The following is a 17,128-nucleotide window of genomic DNA, read 5'->3' on the forward strand; positions in this document are numbered from 1 at the left end:
TTTTCCTGCCGAGCAATCGGCAGGAAGAAACTTTCTTTTATCCTGAATTTATTTCAGGAACTTTAATACTTTTTTCTTTATCTCAGTATGTTAAGATATTATGTAAGTGATGTTTATAAAACAATAAACAACATTACAGTAATTGCCCAAAGCAATTATAACCTCTTAAGGTGGTTATTGCGGCGGGGCTCACCTCTTCCCATCCCGAACAGAGTAGTTAAGCCCGCCTGCGCAGATGGTACTGCAGTTATGTGGGAGAGTATGTCGTCGCCTTTCTTTATCCTGAATTTATTTCAGGACCTATTAAATCCTCATCATTTATTTGATGGGGATTTTTTGTTTTACAGCGGCCCAGGGATCAAGTCGAAAACCTGTGGATTGATAAAAATTAAGCATAAATATTAGTTCGTCTAAAAAGAAAGAATTTTACATTTCTTAAACCTCTTAATGCGATCTAAAAGCTTTTATTTTGGCGTTAAAGGATTCTGCTGATGCATCAGTACTTCTGTTGTCAAAATAGTTTAATATGTTTTGATAATGATTTATTATAGATCTTGAGATAGGATTGAAAGACTTAAACCCAGATTAAGATTTACTTTTTCATGCCATTTGGCTAATTTTGAACTTCCAATAATTTTATCGGTTGCTTTTTAAATTGCAACGATTATTGATTCATAGAATTAGCTTCATATCTTTATTTTTTATGATATAACAGACTTTATTTATAAAATGTCGTTATTAGAGTTTGAGGAGCTAGTGAAATTTGTAAAATAAAAAGCCAATTTTATTTCTAAAATTGACTTTTTATTTTAACCGTGGATAGTTTCTTGTTTGCCATAGTTTGTGATTATCGAGGTTTCAAATTCGATCCATTCCTTCCAGCGTTTGTCCACATCAATATTATCAGCATATTTTCGAGCAAAACCCAAAAAAGTAGTGTAATGTCCCGCTTCAGAAATCATTAGGTCTCTGTAAAAAGTAGCCAGTTCAACATCTTTTATGTTTTCTGATAAAACTTTGAAACGTTCACAACTTCTGGCTTCAATCATCGCTGAAAACAACAATCGGTCACAAAGTGCGTCTTTTCTGCTGCCATCTTTTTTCATGAATTTGAACAGTTCATTTACATAATGATCTTTCCTTTCTCTGCCTAAAGTCAGTCCTTTGCTTTTGATTAAATTATGAACCAATTGCAAATGGTCTAATTCTTCTTTTGCAATGATTAACATTTCAGTTACTAATTCTTCTAATTCCGAATTGTAAGTAACTAGACTTATTGCATTGGAAGCTGCCTTTTGCTCGCACCAAGCATGATCCGTCAAGATTTCTTCTATATTCGATTCAACTATATTTACCCAACGCGGGTCTGTGGCTAATTTTAATCCTAACATGATGATGAAATTTATTTTGAGCAAAATTAGTGTTTTATAATCTATTTTTGGTTCAAATGACCCTATTGAACTCAAAATAGCATTATTTTGCAATTGAAATTTTATAATAATATGAATCAAGTACAAAAGCTTTTAATTATCGGTTTTGTTTGGCCAGAACCCAATTCATCCGCAGCAGGAGGAAGGATGTTGCAACTGATTTCACTTTTTAAAGCGCAAGGTTTTAGTATTACGTTTGCTAGTCCTGCTCAAAACAGTGATTTCATGGTAGATTTGCAAGGATACGGAGTGGAGAAAGAATCAATAGAACTTAATAATTCCAATTTTGATGTTTTTATAAAAGAACTGAATCCTTCAGTTGTTTTATTTGACCGTTTTATGATGGAAGAACAATTTGGTTGGCGTGTTGGCGAAAATTGTCCTGATGCGTTACGATTATTGGATACCGAAGATTTACATTGTTTGCGTTTGGCTCGTCAGAAAGCATTTAAAGATAACCTTTCCTTTAATATCAGTGATTTGTTTGTAGAAGACGTTGCAAAACGTGAAATTGCTAGTATTTTGCGCTGTGATTTGTCTTTGATGATTTCCGAATTTGAAATGGAACTTTTGGAATCTGCATTTAGAATTGATACCTCTTTACTGTATTATTTACCTTTTTTATTGGAGCCAATTGATGCTACCGTAATTCAGGATTTACCTACTTTTGAAGACCGAAAAGACTTTGTTTTTATCGGAAATTTTCTTCATGAGCCCAATTGGAATGCCGTTCAATATTTAAAGGAAACGATTTGGCCATTGATTAAAAGACGTTTGCCAGAATCCGTTTTGAATGTTTATGGCGCTTATCCGTCGCAAAAAGTATTGCAATTACATAATAAGAAAGAGGGTTTTTTAATCATGGGAAGAGCTATTGATGCGCAGGAAGTGGTCAAGATAGCACGGGTTGTTCTGGCGCCTTTGCGTTTTGGTGCTGGGATTAAAGGAAAATTATTGGAAGCCATGCAGTGCGGAACACCAAGCGTCACTACTTCCATTGGTTCTGAATCCATGCATGGTCATTTGCCTTGGAACGGTTTTATTACTGATGATATAACTGATTTTGCGGATAGGGCAGTGCAATTGCATCAAGATAAAACAATTTGGCTTAAAGCCCAACAAAATGGATTTGAAATTATCAATCAACGATATTCTAAAACTTTATTCGAAAGTGACTTTAGAGTTAAAATTGAATTTTTACGATCTAATTTACCGCAACATCGATTGAATAATTTTATAGGTTCCATGTTGCAACACCATACTTTAAAAAGCACCAAATATATGTCGCGTTGGATAGAGGAGAAGAATAAATAAAAAATCCCGTCAAGTTTTTAAACAAGACGGGATTGTATTTTAAAATCCGAGTTATTACGCTAGCATCGTAACTGGGTTTTCTATGAATTGTTTCAATGTTTGTAAAAATTGAGCTCCCGTTGCGCCATCAATTGTTCTGTGATCGCAAGCTAAAGATAACATCATCGTATTTCCTACTACAATCTGGCCATTTTTCACAACCGGTTTTTCTACAATTGCTCCTACGGATAAGATTGCAGAATTAGGTTGGTTGATGATAGAATTGAATTCAGTAATACCAAACATTCCAAGGTTAGAAACCGTAAAAGTACTTCCTTCCATTTCTGTAGGTAATAATTTTTTGTTTTTAGCTCTTCCTGCAAGATCTCTTACGCTTCCGCCAATTTGGGATAAACTCATCGCATCTGTAAAACGTAATACTGGAACCACTAATCCGTCTTCAACAGCTACGGCAACTCCAATATTCACATGATGATTGATAAGAATTGAATCTTCTCTCCACTGTGAATTCACTTTTGGATGTTTTTTTAGAGCCATTGCGCAGGCTTTTATCACCATATCGTTAAAAGATACTTTTGTGTCTGGAACGCTGTTGATGATAGTTCTAGATTTCATAGCCTCATCCATTGCTACCTCAATTACTAAGTTGTAATGTGGAGCTGTGAATAAAGATTCTGCTAAACGCTTAGCTATGATTTTTCGCATTTGCGAATTCTTGATTTCTTCTGTGACAACTTCTCCTGCTGGAACAAATGGTTTTGAAGTAGCTACAGTTTCTGTTTTCGCTGCTGCAGTTTCAGTTGTCGGTGCCGGAGCAGCTACAGTTTGTGGTGTAAAGTTTTCGATATCGCTTTTTACAATACGTCCGTTTTCACCAGAACCTTTTACTTGTGTCAATTGAATTCCTTTGTCGCTTGCAATTTTCTTTGCTAATGGTGATGCTAAAATTCGTTGACCGTCAGTTGATGGTTCTTGAACGATTGGTTCTGAAGCCTTTTCTGTTGAAGCAACTTCTTTTTCTTCTGCCACTTTTGGAGCTGTTTGTGGTGCTCCGCCAGTTTTATAGTTTTCAGCAATTCCACTAATATCAGTTCCTGCAGGCCCAATGATTGCCAAAAGGCTATCAACAGGTGCAGTATTACCTTCTTCGATTCCTACGTATAATAAAGTACCTTCGTTGAAAGATTCGAATTCCATTGTTGCCTTATCAGTTTCGATTTCAGCAAGAATGTCGCCTTCAGCAACAGCATCACCTACTTTTTTCAACCAAGTTGCTACAGTTCCTTCTGTCATCGTATCACTTAAACGAGGCATAGTGATAACTACAACTCCTTTCGGAAGTGAAGTTGCTGCCGGTGCAGCTTCTTTTGTAGCTTCAGGAGTAGAAGTTGTTTCTTCAGTAACTTTTGTTTCCTCAGTTCCTTTTGATTCTTCTTTTACGGGAGCTGTATCGGCTGGTTTTCCTGCTAATAATGCCGAAATATCCTCGCCTTCTTTTCCTATAATCGCTAATAAAGAGTCTACTGGTGCAGTTTCACCTGCGGGTATTCCTATGTGTAAAAGTGTTCCTTCGTTGAAAGACTCAAATTCCATTGTTGCTTTGTCGGTTTCAATTTCTGCAAGGATATCACCTTCACTTACTTTATCCCCTACTTTTTTTAGCCAAGTCGCTACCGTTCCTTCCGTCATCGTATCGCTCAAACGAGGCATTGTAATTATTGTTGCCATAATTGATTTTATAATTTATGAGGTATAAATGGATAGTTTTCTTGTTCGTATACGACGTCGTATAGTTGTTGAATAGGTGGATAGTCGGATTCTTCGGCAAATGTTACACATTCTTCCACTAAATTTTTAACCCTTTGATCTATTGCTTCGATTTCCTCTTCTGTAGCATATTGATGTTCTTTAATGACATCTAAAACTTGTGTAATTGGATCGATTTTTTTGTATTCTTCCACTTCATCTTTCGTACGGTATAATTGTGCATCCGACATAGAGTGGCCTCTGTAACGGTATGTTTTCATTTCTAAGAAAGTTGGTCCGTCTCCACGACGCGCTCTGTCGATTGCTTCAGTCATTGCTTCCGCAACCTTAACAGGATTCATTCCGTCAACAGGTCCGCAAGGCATTTCATATCCTAAACCTAATTTCCAGATATCAGTATGGTTAGCTGTTCTTTCAACAGAAGTTCCCATAGCGTAACCATTGTTTTCAACAATAAATACTACTGGAAGTTTCCACAACATAGCCATGTTAAAGGCCTCGTGCAAAGATCCTTGACGTGCTGCACCATCACCAAAATAGGTCATAGTAACACCACCGGTTTCAAAATATTTATCTGCAAAAGCTAATCCTGCACCTACAGGAATTTGTCCACCCACAATTCCGTGACCACCATAGAAACGGTGCTCTTTTGAAAAGATGTGCATAGAACCACCCATACCTTTTGAAGTTCCTGTAACTTTTCCTAAAAGTTCCGCCATAACACGTCTGGGATCAACTCCCATGCCTATTGGCTGAACGTGATTTCTGTATGCAGTAATCATTTTGTCTTTTGACAAGTCCATAGCGTGCAACGCACCAGCTAATACTGCTTCTTGACCATTGTATAAGTGTAGAAAACCTCTAACTTTTTGTTGGATGTATAATGCCGCAAGTTTGTCCTCAAACTTTCTCCAAAGGAGCATGTCTTCATACCACTTTAAATATACTTCTTTTGTAACTTCTTTCATCTGAATTTTTCTTTTGCTAAAGTGTTATTGTATTATCAATTTGTACCTATAACGCAAAATAGTTTCCTCCCACAAATTTGCGCCCCGAAAGCGTCGGGATGCAAAAATAAGACATTCCAAGTAAGAACTAAAATTTAATAGGCAATTTTTGGATTTTTTACAAGAATTTTTTATCGAACATAAATGGGAGTAAATTTTTCAGTGATTCCGATTTATAAATAGAGCCAATTTCTCCCATGAAATAGATTTCTATTGGGGTTTCTTGTTTGATTTCATATTCTGCAATCGATTGTCTGCAAGAGCCGCAAGGTGGAATTGGGGCTGTGGTTTGATTTGTGTCCGAAGCAGCAGTAATTGCCATTTTTAAAACCTTTGCATCAGGATACATGGCACCGGCATAAAAAATAGCGACACGTTCTGCACAAAGTCCTGAAGGATATGCTGCATTTTCCTGGTTTGAACCTAATACAACTTTGCCGTTATCTAAAATAATCGCAACTCCAACTCTAAATTTTGAATAAGGTGCATAGGCATTTTTTCTAACTTCAATGGCTTGCGTCATTAAATCCTGAATGTCAATTGGTAAATCCTGAGTGGAATCAAAAACTTTGAATTGAGTAGTAATAGATATTTCTTTCATGCTTTTTTAAGGAAAAAAAATCCAAATTTCATGGTGTTGAAATTTGGATTGTTATTTGGGATTAATTTAATTTTAATATTCGTCATATTTCTCTCCAAAATTGAAGGTAAGTGAAAAACGAAGGGTATTTTCTAATGGATTTTTTACTCTTGAAGATGAGAATAAATAAGATACATCAACTTTAACTACGTTATATTTGAAACCTGCCCCAAGGGAGAAGAATTGTCTGGCTCCTTTTTCTGGACTTTCGTGAAAGTAACCCATACGCATCGCAAAAGATTCCTGATATAAATATTCGGCACCCACTGAATAGGTAAACTCTTTTATTTCCTCACTGAACCCTCCAGGAGCATCTCCAAAAGATCTGAAAACTCCAGAAGTCCATCCGATTGATCGGTAGTCATTGTTATTTTGAGTGTTTTCTTCACTAGTTACTGTACCGTCACCGTTTAAATCAGGATTTTGAGGAGTAGGAACTAATAACTTATTAAATTCAACATTTAAAGCTACCTTGTTGTAGTCATCTAAAATAAAATCAAAGCCAGTTCCTATTTTTAAATTTGCAGGTAAAAAATTATTGCTGAATTCGTCGTTGTCATAACTTATTTTAGGTCCTAAATTTTGAATATTAAATCCAGCTCTCCATCTTCCGTTAAATTCGTTGTACGCTATCTCTTCTGATTGATAGAAACCTGCTACATCGACCGCAAATGAGCTCGCCGGTGATGCATCACCACTATCTGTTGCTACTTTTAAACTCGAATGAATGAAACGACCCGCTACAGCCATAGAAAATCTTTCGCTTAATTTAAGGGCGTAAGAGCCATCAAGGGAAAATTCGTTAGGTGAAACTTCTCGAGGGACTTCATTCGGGTCGCCTGTTTCGCGCAATTCAATATCACCCAATCCGAAAAAGCGAAGACTTCCAGCAAAGGCACTTCTTTCATTCAATTTTTGATAATAGGTCAGTTGTCCGAGCGATATGTCATTTACTAAATCAGTAAGGTATGGGGTGTAACTTATTGAAAATCCTTTCTGATCTGTTGCAAAAGCATATTTTGCAGGGTTCCACTGCTGCGAGAAAGCATCAGCTGACGTTGCAACTCCCATATCTGCCATTCCTGCAGCTCTTGCATCAGCAGCGACTAATAAAAAGGGAACTCCCGGATTTATAACCCTATCTTGCGCTGTTGCAGAAGAAATTACAAGTAAAAGGGCAAAAAGTAAGATTGTTTTTTTCATTGTGATGCTAATTGCTAATATTAGTTAAACAAATATACTATGTTTATTAAAGTATTACAAGTTTTTCAAATTTTTCAGTCTTGTTATTGGTTAAACTAGATTTTACCGTGAGCTTATATATATAGATGCCCTTTCCTATTTTATCTCCAAAATCATCTTTTCCATCCCAAATGATTTCTTTGGATAAAAAACCTTCAGTTGTGATGATTTGATTTTTTGTCCAAACCACTTTTCCGGTTATAGTCATTACTTGAACCTGAACATCCAAAGGTTCAAACGGTCTGTTGTGTGTAAACCAAAATTCAGTATAATTAACAAACGGATTTGGATAATTCAATACATTTGTCAATGTTACAGTTTCATCACCTACAACAACAAATTGAATCTCGGCGGTTATTGGGTTGTTGTATACATCCCAGGCTTTGAAAGTTATTGTGTGTAATCCAGGAGCTAAATTGCGTAACGGAAATCGGAGAGTTCCACTTGTAAAATCATCTAATGTTGTTTGATAATAATCATTTAATATAAAAGGATTATTCACATCGCCATCCAAAATGGCCACAATATCATGTCCTATTCCACTGGCTGTATTTATTCCGTTTTCATCCTCAAGCAAGGCAACTAAATATGGGGATTCATTAGTTATGCCTCCGAAAACAAAAGTCTCGTCATTCATATATAACTTCACTTTCGGACTAATATTGTCTATAACTGCATTTTCATTTATACCGCCTATTTTTATGCTGGAGTCGAAACCGGTTTCATTTTGCAATGTTTGATCTTTTTTAGCATAAAAACTAATTCTTCCGTTGGCTAATGGAATTCTGATGTCTCTTGGCACAACAAAAATAAATTCAAATTGTCCATTGCTTACTGATGCATTTCCTCTAAATATTGTTTCGCCCAAGACACTGAAATTAATTGGCGGACTGTTGCCATCGTTATTATAAGTTGTCCTTGAAACTGATTTGTCAAAAATGGTAGTGGAAACTTCTCCATTATAATTCGTTAATGGATTATTGTTTTCATCAGTAACTTCGCCGGTTAATTTCATTTTTGCCAATGATTTAAAATCAGCAAGAGCTTCGGTAACGGCAACATCATTTACTTTAGTTAATCTAATTTTTGGCCTTGGTATGGCAAGCATTAGTGCGGGATCACCAATGTAAAAAACAACGTTGGTGGCTGAATTTGGATTACCGTTTTTGGATATTCTTAGCGATTCTGCAATTGAATTGTATTGGTTTGAACCATATGATAATAAATTCTTAGTTAAAGCGTCGTTAAAGTTTTCCGCACTAAACTGACCGATGGAGCGTATAGTGGTAATCATCGCGATGGCTCCTCCTTGTGGGTTCCAATAGGTATATTCTCCGGCGGTTGGTCTGAACGGATTATCAAAGCGCGAAAACTCACAGGTAATGGTGATGAATAATGGGTATTTATATTGGTTGCTTAGGTTTTGCCCATCTGATTTCTCCCAAATACGTTCACTTGATAAGCCATCCTCGCCACCATGTCCCAAATAATTAAAGACTAAAGCTCCTTTTCCGAAAGCATTAAAAAAATCGGCTCTCGCTTTTGGATATCGGGATCCTCCTGCTGAAGCTTCCTGAACATAGGAATCCAAAAGAATTTTATTTACATTTAAAAATGGTTTTTCGAATGCAATTGTATTTGCTAAAATGTTTTGTCTGCTTTGCAAACTGGCATCAGATTGTAAATCAGAATCATCAGAAATTAATACAAAATTATTCCGCCAACTTCCGTACGATTTTAGATCGTGGTATTCAATGACTTTATTGACCATTTCATCTGCTTGTTTCGTGTCATTCACAAGCATTCTTCCCACTGCAATATCGATTCCTCCAAAATAAGAAACAATATTTCCCTCGGACGCATCCATTAATCCAAAAAAGTCATCGGAAGCAAAAGAAGATTCGCCGGTTGTGCTGCTATTTAAAGAATGGTATATCGGGACGACATTGGTGTTGTTTATAATTCTATTTTTAAAATCATAGGATGCATCTCCAAAAAGATTGACAAATTTCACTCTTTTATCAGCTACGGAAGCATTTTCATAAATGTATTTTATGCAGTTTCTTATAGCTGAAACATCTTGTTTTCCAGAAGAAAATTCCTGATATATCGATTCCAAAGAAATTACTTTTACGTTTAATCGGGAATTAACACGATGAAAACCTGCTAATTTTTCGGCTTGCGCAGTTAAATAAGCAGGTGTAATAATTACGTAATCAATGTCCTGAAATTGTCCTTGACTATTTTTTAACAAAGTTCCTTTTAAATCTTGATTTGCAATTTTCGACTTTGTATCTTTTAAAGGAGTATAATAGTCCGAGGCGTCTAATGCGACGTACTTTCTGATTTCGCCCAGATTTGCTTTGAAATTTATTGTGCTTTGATTGGAATTTTCAACTTTAGTTACATTAAAAAGATCGCTGACATCCCAAATTTGAGCAATCGCTGTTGCATTCGAAACTTCATAGTTTACAATTCCCAAGGTTGAACCGGCTTGGTCGTACTGGAAATGAAATTGCTTTCCATAACCTTGAAGCTTCCTCTTGGCGACGATCCTAATGTGGTCCAGAAAGCCTTTGGAACCAGGGACACCATTATTGTTGTATTTCAGTTTTATTTTTATGTTTTCTGACCCGCTGAAACTGGAGTTATTTGGTAAAGATCCCAAAATAAATTCGGTGCCAGAGTTGTTGTTCAATGCTGGAAATGAAATAGTACCAACCGGACTATCGTTTGCTGTAACATTGAAAGCGGTTGGTGTAAAAGCGGCGGCGGCGGCAGTGACAGTAATTTTTACAGGAACTGAAGAATCAAAATTCGGAAATTTAAATTCAAATTCCTGTTCGTTTTTGACCTCGAATGATTCTCCAAACCATTGACGCCCCAATCGCGCAATGTTGATTAAATCTTTTTCATAATGTTGGTGATCATCAAATGCGGTTACCGTCACATTGCTGTCTCCAACGGGTTGTATTACAGGTGTAATCCGTTTTCCATTACCCCCTTGAACGGTGACATAATAATACGATTTTGAGTCAAATAAATTAGTAAAAGTGAGGCTTTCCGAATTCCACGTGTCAACTCCTTCGCCATAAAAAAGGATATAATCTTCATTATTAAATACGCCGTCGCTTTCACCAATAACCTGAATGGCATTTTCGATTAAATCGTTTGGATAGTAAATGTTATTTGATAGTGGCAACATTCTTCCGCCATTACCGTAAATTTTTATATTTCTTGGGTCCAAGCCAGTCAGATCAACTCCTAACTGTTGCAAAAAACTTTTAGATATTTTATAAACACCGGATTTTTCAATATAAAATTGATACCAATTACCGGTTTTTAATACAGAATTAGAGATGCCCGTAGACGTTTTATTGGACGCGGTGATTCTGGAGCTTTTATACGCTACTTCATATGAAAATGATTTGATTTTTTTATATCCAAAATCGTCCTTAATTATGGGCGAAAAAGTGATAAAAGCTTCTTTGATATCTCTGGAATTGGAAATTCTTAGAGATGCATTTATTGTTTTTGGAATGTTCTCGGGAGATAAGTTTCCAAGCTGAGAAGCAGTGAGCGACTCGAAAATTATATTGGAGATTTGGAGACTACCCTCGTCAAACGCAATCGGTTCTTGTATTTTTTGAGAGCACATCAATGTTTTAGTTCTCTCCTCATAATGAAAACTATTCCCTTTAAAATATGGAATGTTAACGCTGAAATTGCCAAACGACATTTCTTTTTTTTCGAACCACTCAAGACTGATGTCACCTTTAATTTGTGTGTAAGAAACAAACGGAATTAGGACTAGCAAAGCCAAAAGTATTTTTCTCATTGTTTTTTTAACGGGATTAATAGTGAGTTATTATTTATCAGTAAAAATAAACCATTTCGTGTCATAGTAAATAATAAATATTATAAATTTGCGTTTGATTATATGATTTACGATCAATTTAGAATTTATAAATTTATAAAAAAAGTTTGGTGCTGATTAATTGTTTAATTATTATATTGCGTCACTAAAATTATTACCCACGAAAGAGTATGAAAGCAAACAAAATTATGGGCTTACGGTTGTTAATGTCAATCATGTTGATTGCTGGTTTAACCAGTTGCAGTAAAAAGTCCAGTTCAAAGAACACTTCCAGAGCAACGGGTTGGGATATGGACGGTAGAAAAGGTTCTAATACAAAAGAACAAAAAGCAGGGCCGGGTTTGGTTTTTGTTGAAGGAGGTACATTTACGATGGGAAAAGTCCAAGATGATGTTATGCATGATTGGAATAATACACCAACACAACAGCACGTTCAGTCCTTTTATATGGATGAGACCGAAGTGACTAATTCAATGTATTTGGATTATTTGGATTGGTTGAAAAACGTATATCCGCCTACAGAGGAAATTTATAAGAACATATATGAAGGAGCATCGCCAGACACATTGGTTTGGAGAAATAGATTGGGTTATAATGAAACTATGACCAACAATTACCTAAGACATCCTTCTTATGCGGAATATCCGGTTGTAGGGGTAAACTGGATTCAGGCTGTTGAATTTAGTAACTGGAGAACACAAAGGGTGAATGAAGCGCTTTTGGAAAAAAGTGGATATTTAAAAAAGGATGCCAAAACTTTAGACGTAACTGCTGATAGTAATTTTGATACTGAAACTTATTTAAATTCGCCTACTTCCACTTATGGCGGTAATGAAGACATTGTATTGAAAGGTGGTAAAGGATCAAAAAAAGCACCAAAAGCAGGAAAAGACGGTACTGTCCCTACGGAAAAAAATGTCTATGCACGACGTTCTTCCGGTATTCTTCTTCCTGAATACAGACTACCAACTGAGGCAGAATGGGAATATGCTGCTGCTGCTGATGCAGGAGAAAGAGAATACAACATTTATAAAGGTCAGAAAAAATATCCATGGTCTGGAGGTTACACTCGTTCTGGGAAAAGACAAAGTCAAGGTGATCAGTTAGCTAACTTTAAGCAAGGGAATGGTGATTATGGCGGAATCGCAGGCTGGTCTGATGATGGGGCTGATATTACTAACGAAGTTAAAAAATATCCGGCAAATGACTTTGGACTGTATGATATGGCAGGAAATGTAGCGGAATGGGTTCAGGATGTTTATCGTCCAATAATCGATAACGAGGCGAATGATTTTAATTATTTTAGAGGGAATCAATACACGAAAAACAAAATCGGAGAAGACGGTAAAATTGAAATCGTAACCAAAGATAACATGAAGTTTGATACCTTGAGTAATGGTAAAGTTGTTGTCAGAAGGCTACCTGGACAAATTGCACAGGTTCCAATTGATGAAAAAGATACTTATTTGAGACAAAACTTTGATAAAAGTGACAATACCAATTATAGAGATGGTGACAAACAGTCAACCAGATATTATAATTTTGGATCATCAGAATCTGAGGATGAAAAAGAAAAGCAAGAAAGAACCATGTACAATTCCCCTAAACACAATGTAACGGCAGATAGTTTGGGTAAAATGGTAAGAAAATATGATAGTTCAAGTAAAAGAACAACATTCATAAACGATGAAGCCAGAGTTTATAAAGGTGGTTCTTGGAGAGACAGAGCGTATTGGTTAGATCCAGCGCAAAGAAGATATTTCCCTCAGGATATGGCTACGGATTATATAGGTTTTAGATGTGCAATGTCTAAAGTTGGTCCAAAAGCAAACAAGAAAAAGTCAGCTAGAAATTAATTTTTTTATACAAAATAACCATAAAAGCCCTTTGATTAGGGCTTTTATTTTTTTAAATTTTTTCAGATGGATATTAAGTACATTCATAGTTTATTTTTACAATGTAAATCGGTTTCTATAGATACACGAAAGATTGAACCAAATTCATTATTTATCGCAATAAAAGGCGAACGCTTTGACGCTAACACGTTTGCTAAAGAAGCATTAGAAAAAGGTGCTTCGTATGTTATAATTGATGATAATTCATATTTTATTGACCAAAGAACTATTTTGGTGGAAGATAGCTTAATTGCTTTGCAGGAATTGGCACAATTTCATCGAATCTATCTAAAATTGCCTATTATTGCTCTAACGGGAAGCAATGGAAAAACTACTACCAAGGAACTTATTCACGTCGTGCTTTCTAAGAAATTCAGGACTAAAGCAACTGTTGGAAACTTAAACAACCATATTGGAGTGCCATTGACTTTGCTTTCCTTTACTTCAGAAACGGAGATTGGAATAGTTGAAATGGGTGCAAATCATAAAAAAGAAATCGAATTCCTATGTGAATTAGCAAAACCTGATTATGGTTATATAACTAATTTTGGCAAAGCGCATTTAGAGGGTTTTGGAGGAATTGAAGGTGTCATCGAGGGAAAAAGTGAAATATATCACTATATTTCAGCAAATGACAAATTAGCTTTTATAAATTTAGAAGACACAATTCAAGTAGGAAAAGCAAAAGGGTTAAAAGCCTATTCTTTTGGTGTAAATAAAACCGAAGCTGATGTGAACATTACCTCAGTTACAGCTAATCCCTTTGTTGAAATAATTTATTCTGACTTTTCTGTTTCATCTCATTTAATAGGCCTTTACAACGCCAATAATATTAATGCGGCTGTTACCATCGGAAAGTATTTTGGGGTAACAGATTTGGCAATTAAAGAAGCAATAGAATGTTTCGTTCCTGAAAACAACAGATCACAGTTATTGACAAAAGGAACTAACCAAATAATTCTAGATGCCTATAACGCAAATCCGAGCAGTATGGCTGTAGCAATTGACAATTTTCTGCAGTTAGAGGATTTAGATAAGATTATGATTTTGGGAGATATGTTTGAGTTGGGAGAAGAAAGTCATCAAGAGCATAACGCAATTGTAACGATGTTGTCGAAAGAAGAAAAGGTAAGCTGTTATTTTATTGGAAACGCATTTTATGATAATAAAATTGATAAAAATAATTTTCGGTTTTATCAAACTTTTGAAGCTTTCTCGAAGCATTTAAAAGAAATTAAAATCGAAAATAGTGCTCTATTAATTAAAGGCTCCAGAGGAATGGCTTTGGAAAGAACATTAGAATTTTTATTGTAAAACAGATTTGTAAAAATAGTTGTATAAAAAAACTCCTCAAGGAATTGAGGAGTTTTTTGTGGGCGATGATAGCCTGTTCCGAATTTCGGAAGGTTCGAACCCCCGACCACTTCCGATAGAATCGGAATGCTCAGAACCAGCTGAACTAATCTTTTTTTTGAAATTAGTTCCTGAATTTTAATCCTGCTTTTCCAAGATTTAATTTGTAATTCTCTTTATTGAGTTAACTCTTTTGTTTCGTATTTTTCGATATAAACGACTTTCCAATCATTTACATTACCAGTAAATCCTTTGCTTTTTTGATTGTGCCGAATAATACGTTCTTCAAAATTAGAAGTAAAACCAATGTAATATCTGTTTTTAATTCCGCTAAAAAAGATGTAAGTAACGTGTTCCATAGACTATAAGACATAAAAAAACTCCATTATTTCTAATGGAGTTTTTTGTGGGCGATGAGGGTCTTGACTCATTGCTGTAACCGCTTAAATATCTGTAAATTAACTATTTTTATTTTTCTATGCTCCCTAATTAGGCACCTTTCTAATTTTTTGTAAGTATAAGCATAATTATTAGTATAAAAAAGCACTGCAGAAATTTTCGATACCCTAAGAACAGCACTACTTCCCTTTCCTGTCTCACTTTGACTTCCCCCCAACTGTAGAACGGGGGGCGATGTCCATAGTGCATTGTCACGCGTATGTGGAAAATATTTTTTTTTAATTTTTAGCCAATTCATAAAATTATAGGTGAATTTCAAGGTGGATGCTGTCGCAAAATGCTAGTAACAACGTTAGATCTGATACGAAGCTGTTTGAAAGACCGGTAAAACAACTTCCTAGCTGTTGAAAAAGGTCTTGTTTAAGAGCTTTTATAGCTAAGTAAACAATTACGCAAGAGTAAGTAGTATCTAGATTAAATAGCACGTTGTCAGGATGCCTAATGCATGCAAATCAGAGCCTCTCAAAACAGGCCTACCCCGTTGATAATATAGAATAGGATTCGGTATCTAAAATTGGGGTGGGGCTTATATGCTATCAAAAAAGCCAAAAGAGTAAATTAATGACTAGACTTTGCTGATTGGCTTAAATTGTTCGCTCGATTTTTTTGGAAGGGTGTCATTGCGAAAAGTTGTTTTTTAGATAAATTCTCCTTGGCAGTCTTTCGAAAAAATGAGCATAGCCTACGGCGATTGAGTTATGCGGTTCAACTAACACCCCGAAGCCCCGCAGGGATTGTGTAGTCTTTTACGGAACAATTCCCGAGGAGCGCCACGCGGTGTTGCGGCAATCGAACAGCCACGCTAGACCGAGAATGAAACGTAGCCCTTGCGAAGTAAAGAGAAGGGATAGCAGCGTAAAACGGCGAGGAAAATATAAAAGACAGCCGTTAGGCATTCCTTAATTTAGGGCAAAGTGTTAACGGAGCCGACCTCGATGGCTGTGCGAAGGAGCAACCGCTAAATTAACTTGAAGCGACAGGCGTAGCACTGCTGAATTGAATGTATCGTAGTTTACGTAGAGAAATGATATGAAGCTGTGTTATGGATGTGGTAGCTTCAACGATCGCAGAGAAGTGACCGGTGAAGACTGGGAATGCAGGCAACAAAAAAAAGAGCTTCTCATTTTCGAGTGGCTCTTTTTATTGATGGCAAATGATCTATGGAATGGAAAGAGGAACGATTGACTGGAATAGCCCAGCGAAACTAAGGGAACAACCGTAGAGAGACCTTTTGATTGCTTTTCATCTAATGCTGTTAAGTAAAATAAAGCTCATATGAATGAACAAAACTGTAAATCAGTGTTTAACACCTTCATTATTTTAAAAACACCTTTACCGATCAATATCCATCCCAATACCATTCATCCCACTTACTCCCTTCATCATCATCCGGATAACCCAAAATATTATAGTCAAAACGGAATTTTATTGGAAAAGGGTGATCAGAATTGGAATAAGAAATATTTCCTTTCTCAATTTTCTTAGAAACTCTATAATATAAATCATTCGCCTGCGCTTCATTAAATTCATCAGCAATATGACTCAAAGCCAACAAATCAGAACTTGTACTAATTACCGTACGAATTGGCGGGTCAAGAAGACGTGGTAAATCATCAAAATCTACACCAAACCCTTTGTAGCGGTTTTCGTGCATATCCATATATTTATAGTCTAATCTAAACCTAAGTTCTTGATCATCTTGATCCACAAATAGTCCGGAATGATATCCGATATATAAAGTATAAGTTTGTTTTCCAAAGTAAGATAATATCCCCATAGTTATAAGATTTAATTGTTAGTAATCTACTTCTTCACTCAAAGTTTCCATAATTTCTCGGAAGCTGTTTAGTGGAAAAACCGGTCAAATTGACCACCCTATTCCAGTGTAAATTGACCACCAGTTTCGGAGCAAACTGACCACCACTTTCCAGTGCAAATTGACCACCTGATTTTGGGGTACAATTGACCATTAAAAACTACTAACTTTTTCATGTTGTTAGCACCATACATTCGTTAAAAAAATACGGATTATGGCAAACAAAATAACAGACATGAGTAAAATTAGAAAAGCAATTAAATTCTATTGTAACGGCAAGAGTAAGTTGTTTATAAGTAGCTACTTATCCCTTTCTAGGAATACGGTA

General features: G+C 35.9%; 12 protein-coding genes and 1 rRNA gene. 4 read left to right on the forward strand and 9 right to left on the reverse strand.

Annotated features, from left to right (window positions below; genetic code table 11):
- Window positions 1-166 precede the first annotated feature (166 nt).
- Window positions 167-276 (forward strand): 5S ribosomal RNA (gene rrf, locus E0F89_RS16805).
- A 168-nt stretch (window positions 277-444) separates the two neighbouring features.
- Here rrf and E0F89_RS17405 read toward each other — a convergent pair.
- Window positions 445-561, reverse strand: a complete 117-nt coding sequence (locus E0F89_RS17405) for a transposase (protein ID WP_317126105.1) — start codon at window positions 559-561, stop codon at window positions 445-447.
- A 248-nt stretch (window positions 562-809) separates the two neighbouring features.
- Window positions 810-1,391, reverse strand: a complete 582-nt coding sequence (gene miaE / locus E0F89_RS16815) for a tRNA-(ms[2]io[6]A)-hydroxylase (protein ID WP_099713544.1) — start codon at window positions 1,389-1,391, stop codon at window positions 810-812.
- A gap of 111 nt (window positions 1,392-1,502) precedes the next feature.
- On the opposite strand from miaE, the gene E0F89_RS16820 reads away from it, so the two are divergent.
- Entirely contained in the window at window positions 1,503-2,744 is a 1,242-nt protein-coding gene (locus E0F89_RS16820; protein ID WP_131910872.1) for a glycosyltransferase, read from the forward strand.
- Between the two features lie 54 nt (window positions 2,745-2,798).
- On the opposite strand, the gene E0F89_RS16825 is transcribed toward E0F89_RS16820, so the two are convergent.
- The 5 genes from E0F89_RS16825 to porU form a co-directional block, all read right to left on the reverse strand.
- Complete coding sequence (locus tag E0F89_RS16825; RefSeq protein WP_131910873.1) at window positions 2,799-4,472, reverse strand: pyruvate dehydrogenase complex dihydrolipoamide acetyltransferase; 1,674 nt, start codon at window positions 4,470-4,472, stop codon at window positions 2,799-2,801.
- Between the two features lie 8 nt (window positions 4,473-4,480).
- Window positions 4,481-5,479 carry a pyruvate dehydrogenase (acetyl-transferring) E1 component subunit alpha gene (gene pdhA, locus E0F89_RS16830; protein ID WP_131910874.1) on the reverse strand — a complete coding sequence of 333 codons (999 nt, stop codon included), beginning with the start codon at window positions 5,477-5,479 and terminating at the stop codon, window positions 4,481-4,483.
- Between the two features lie 157 nt (window positions 5,480-5,636).
- Entirely contained in the window at window positions 5,637-6,119 is a 483-nt protein-coding gene (cdd, locus tag E0F89_RS16835; RefSeq protein ID WP_131910875.1) for a cytidine deaminase, read from the reverse strand.
- A gap of 72 nt (window positions 6,120-6,191) precedes the next feature.
- On the reverse strand, window positions 6,192-7,361 hold the full coding sequence (gene porV / locus E0F89_RS16840) for a type IX secretion system outer membrane channel protein PorV (protein WP_131910876.1): 1,170 nt from the start codon (window positions 7,359-7,361) through the stop codon (window positions 6,192-6,194).
- 46 nt (window positions 7,362-7,407) lie between these two features.
- Window positions 7,408-11,238 (reverse strand): type IX secretion system sortase PorU, encoded by a 3,831-nt coding sequence (gene porU, locus E0F89_RS16845; RefSeq protein WP_131910877.1) that lies wholly within the window; start codon window positions 11,236-11,238, stop codon window positions 7,408-7,410.
- Window positions 11,239-11,447: 209 nt separating this feature from the next.
- Between porU and gldJ the strand changes: the two genes are divergently transcribed.
- Window positions 11,448-13,133: a gliding motility lipoprotein GldJ gene (gene gldJ / locus E0F89_RS16850; protein ID WP_131910878.1), complete on the forward strand. Its 1,686-nt coding sequence runs from the start codon at window positions 11,448-11,450 to the stop codon at window positions 13,131-13,133.
- A gap of 66 nt (window positions 13,134-13,199) precedes the next feature.
- Window positions 13,200-14,486, forward strand: a complete 1,287-nt coding sequence (locus E0F89_RS16855; RefSeq protein WP_131910879.1) for a UDP-N-acetylmuramoyl-tripeptide--D-alanyl-D-alanine ligase — start codon at window positions 13,200-13,202, stop codon at window positions 14,484-14,486.
- Window positions 14,487-14,701: 215 nt separating this feature from the next.
- Here the strand turns inward: E0F89_RS16855 and E0F89_RS16860 are convergent, their stop codons facing one another.
- Window positions 14,702-14,884 (reverse strand): GIY-YIG nuclease family protein, encoded by a 183-nt coding sequence (locus tag E0F89_RS16860; protein WP_131910880.1) that lies wholly within the window; start codon window positions 14,882-14,884, stop codon window positions 14,702-14,704.
- A gap of 1,439 nt (window positions 14,885-16,323) precedes the next feature.
- Window positions 16,324-16,761, reverse strand: coding sequence for a hypothetical protein (locus E0F89_RS16865; RefSeq protein WP_131910881.1), 438 nt, complete (start codon window positions 16,759-16,761; stop codon window positions 16,324-16,326).
- Between the last annotated feature and the right edge of the window lie 367 nt (window positions 16,762-17,128).

Source organism: Flavobacterium caseinilyticum (assembly GCF_004349085.1).
Lineage (GTDB): Bacteria > Bacteroidota > Bacteroidia > Flavobacteriales > Flavobacteriaceae > Flavobacterium > Flavobacterium caseinilyticum.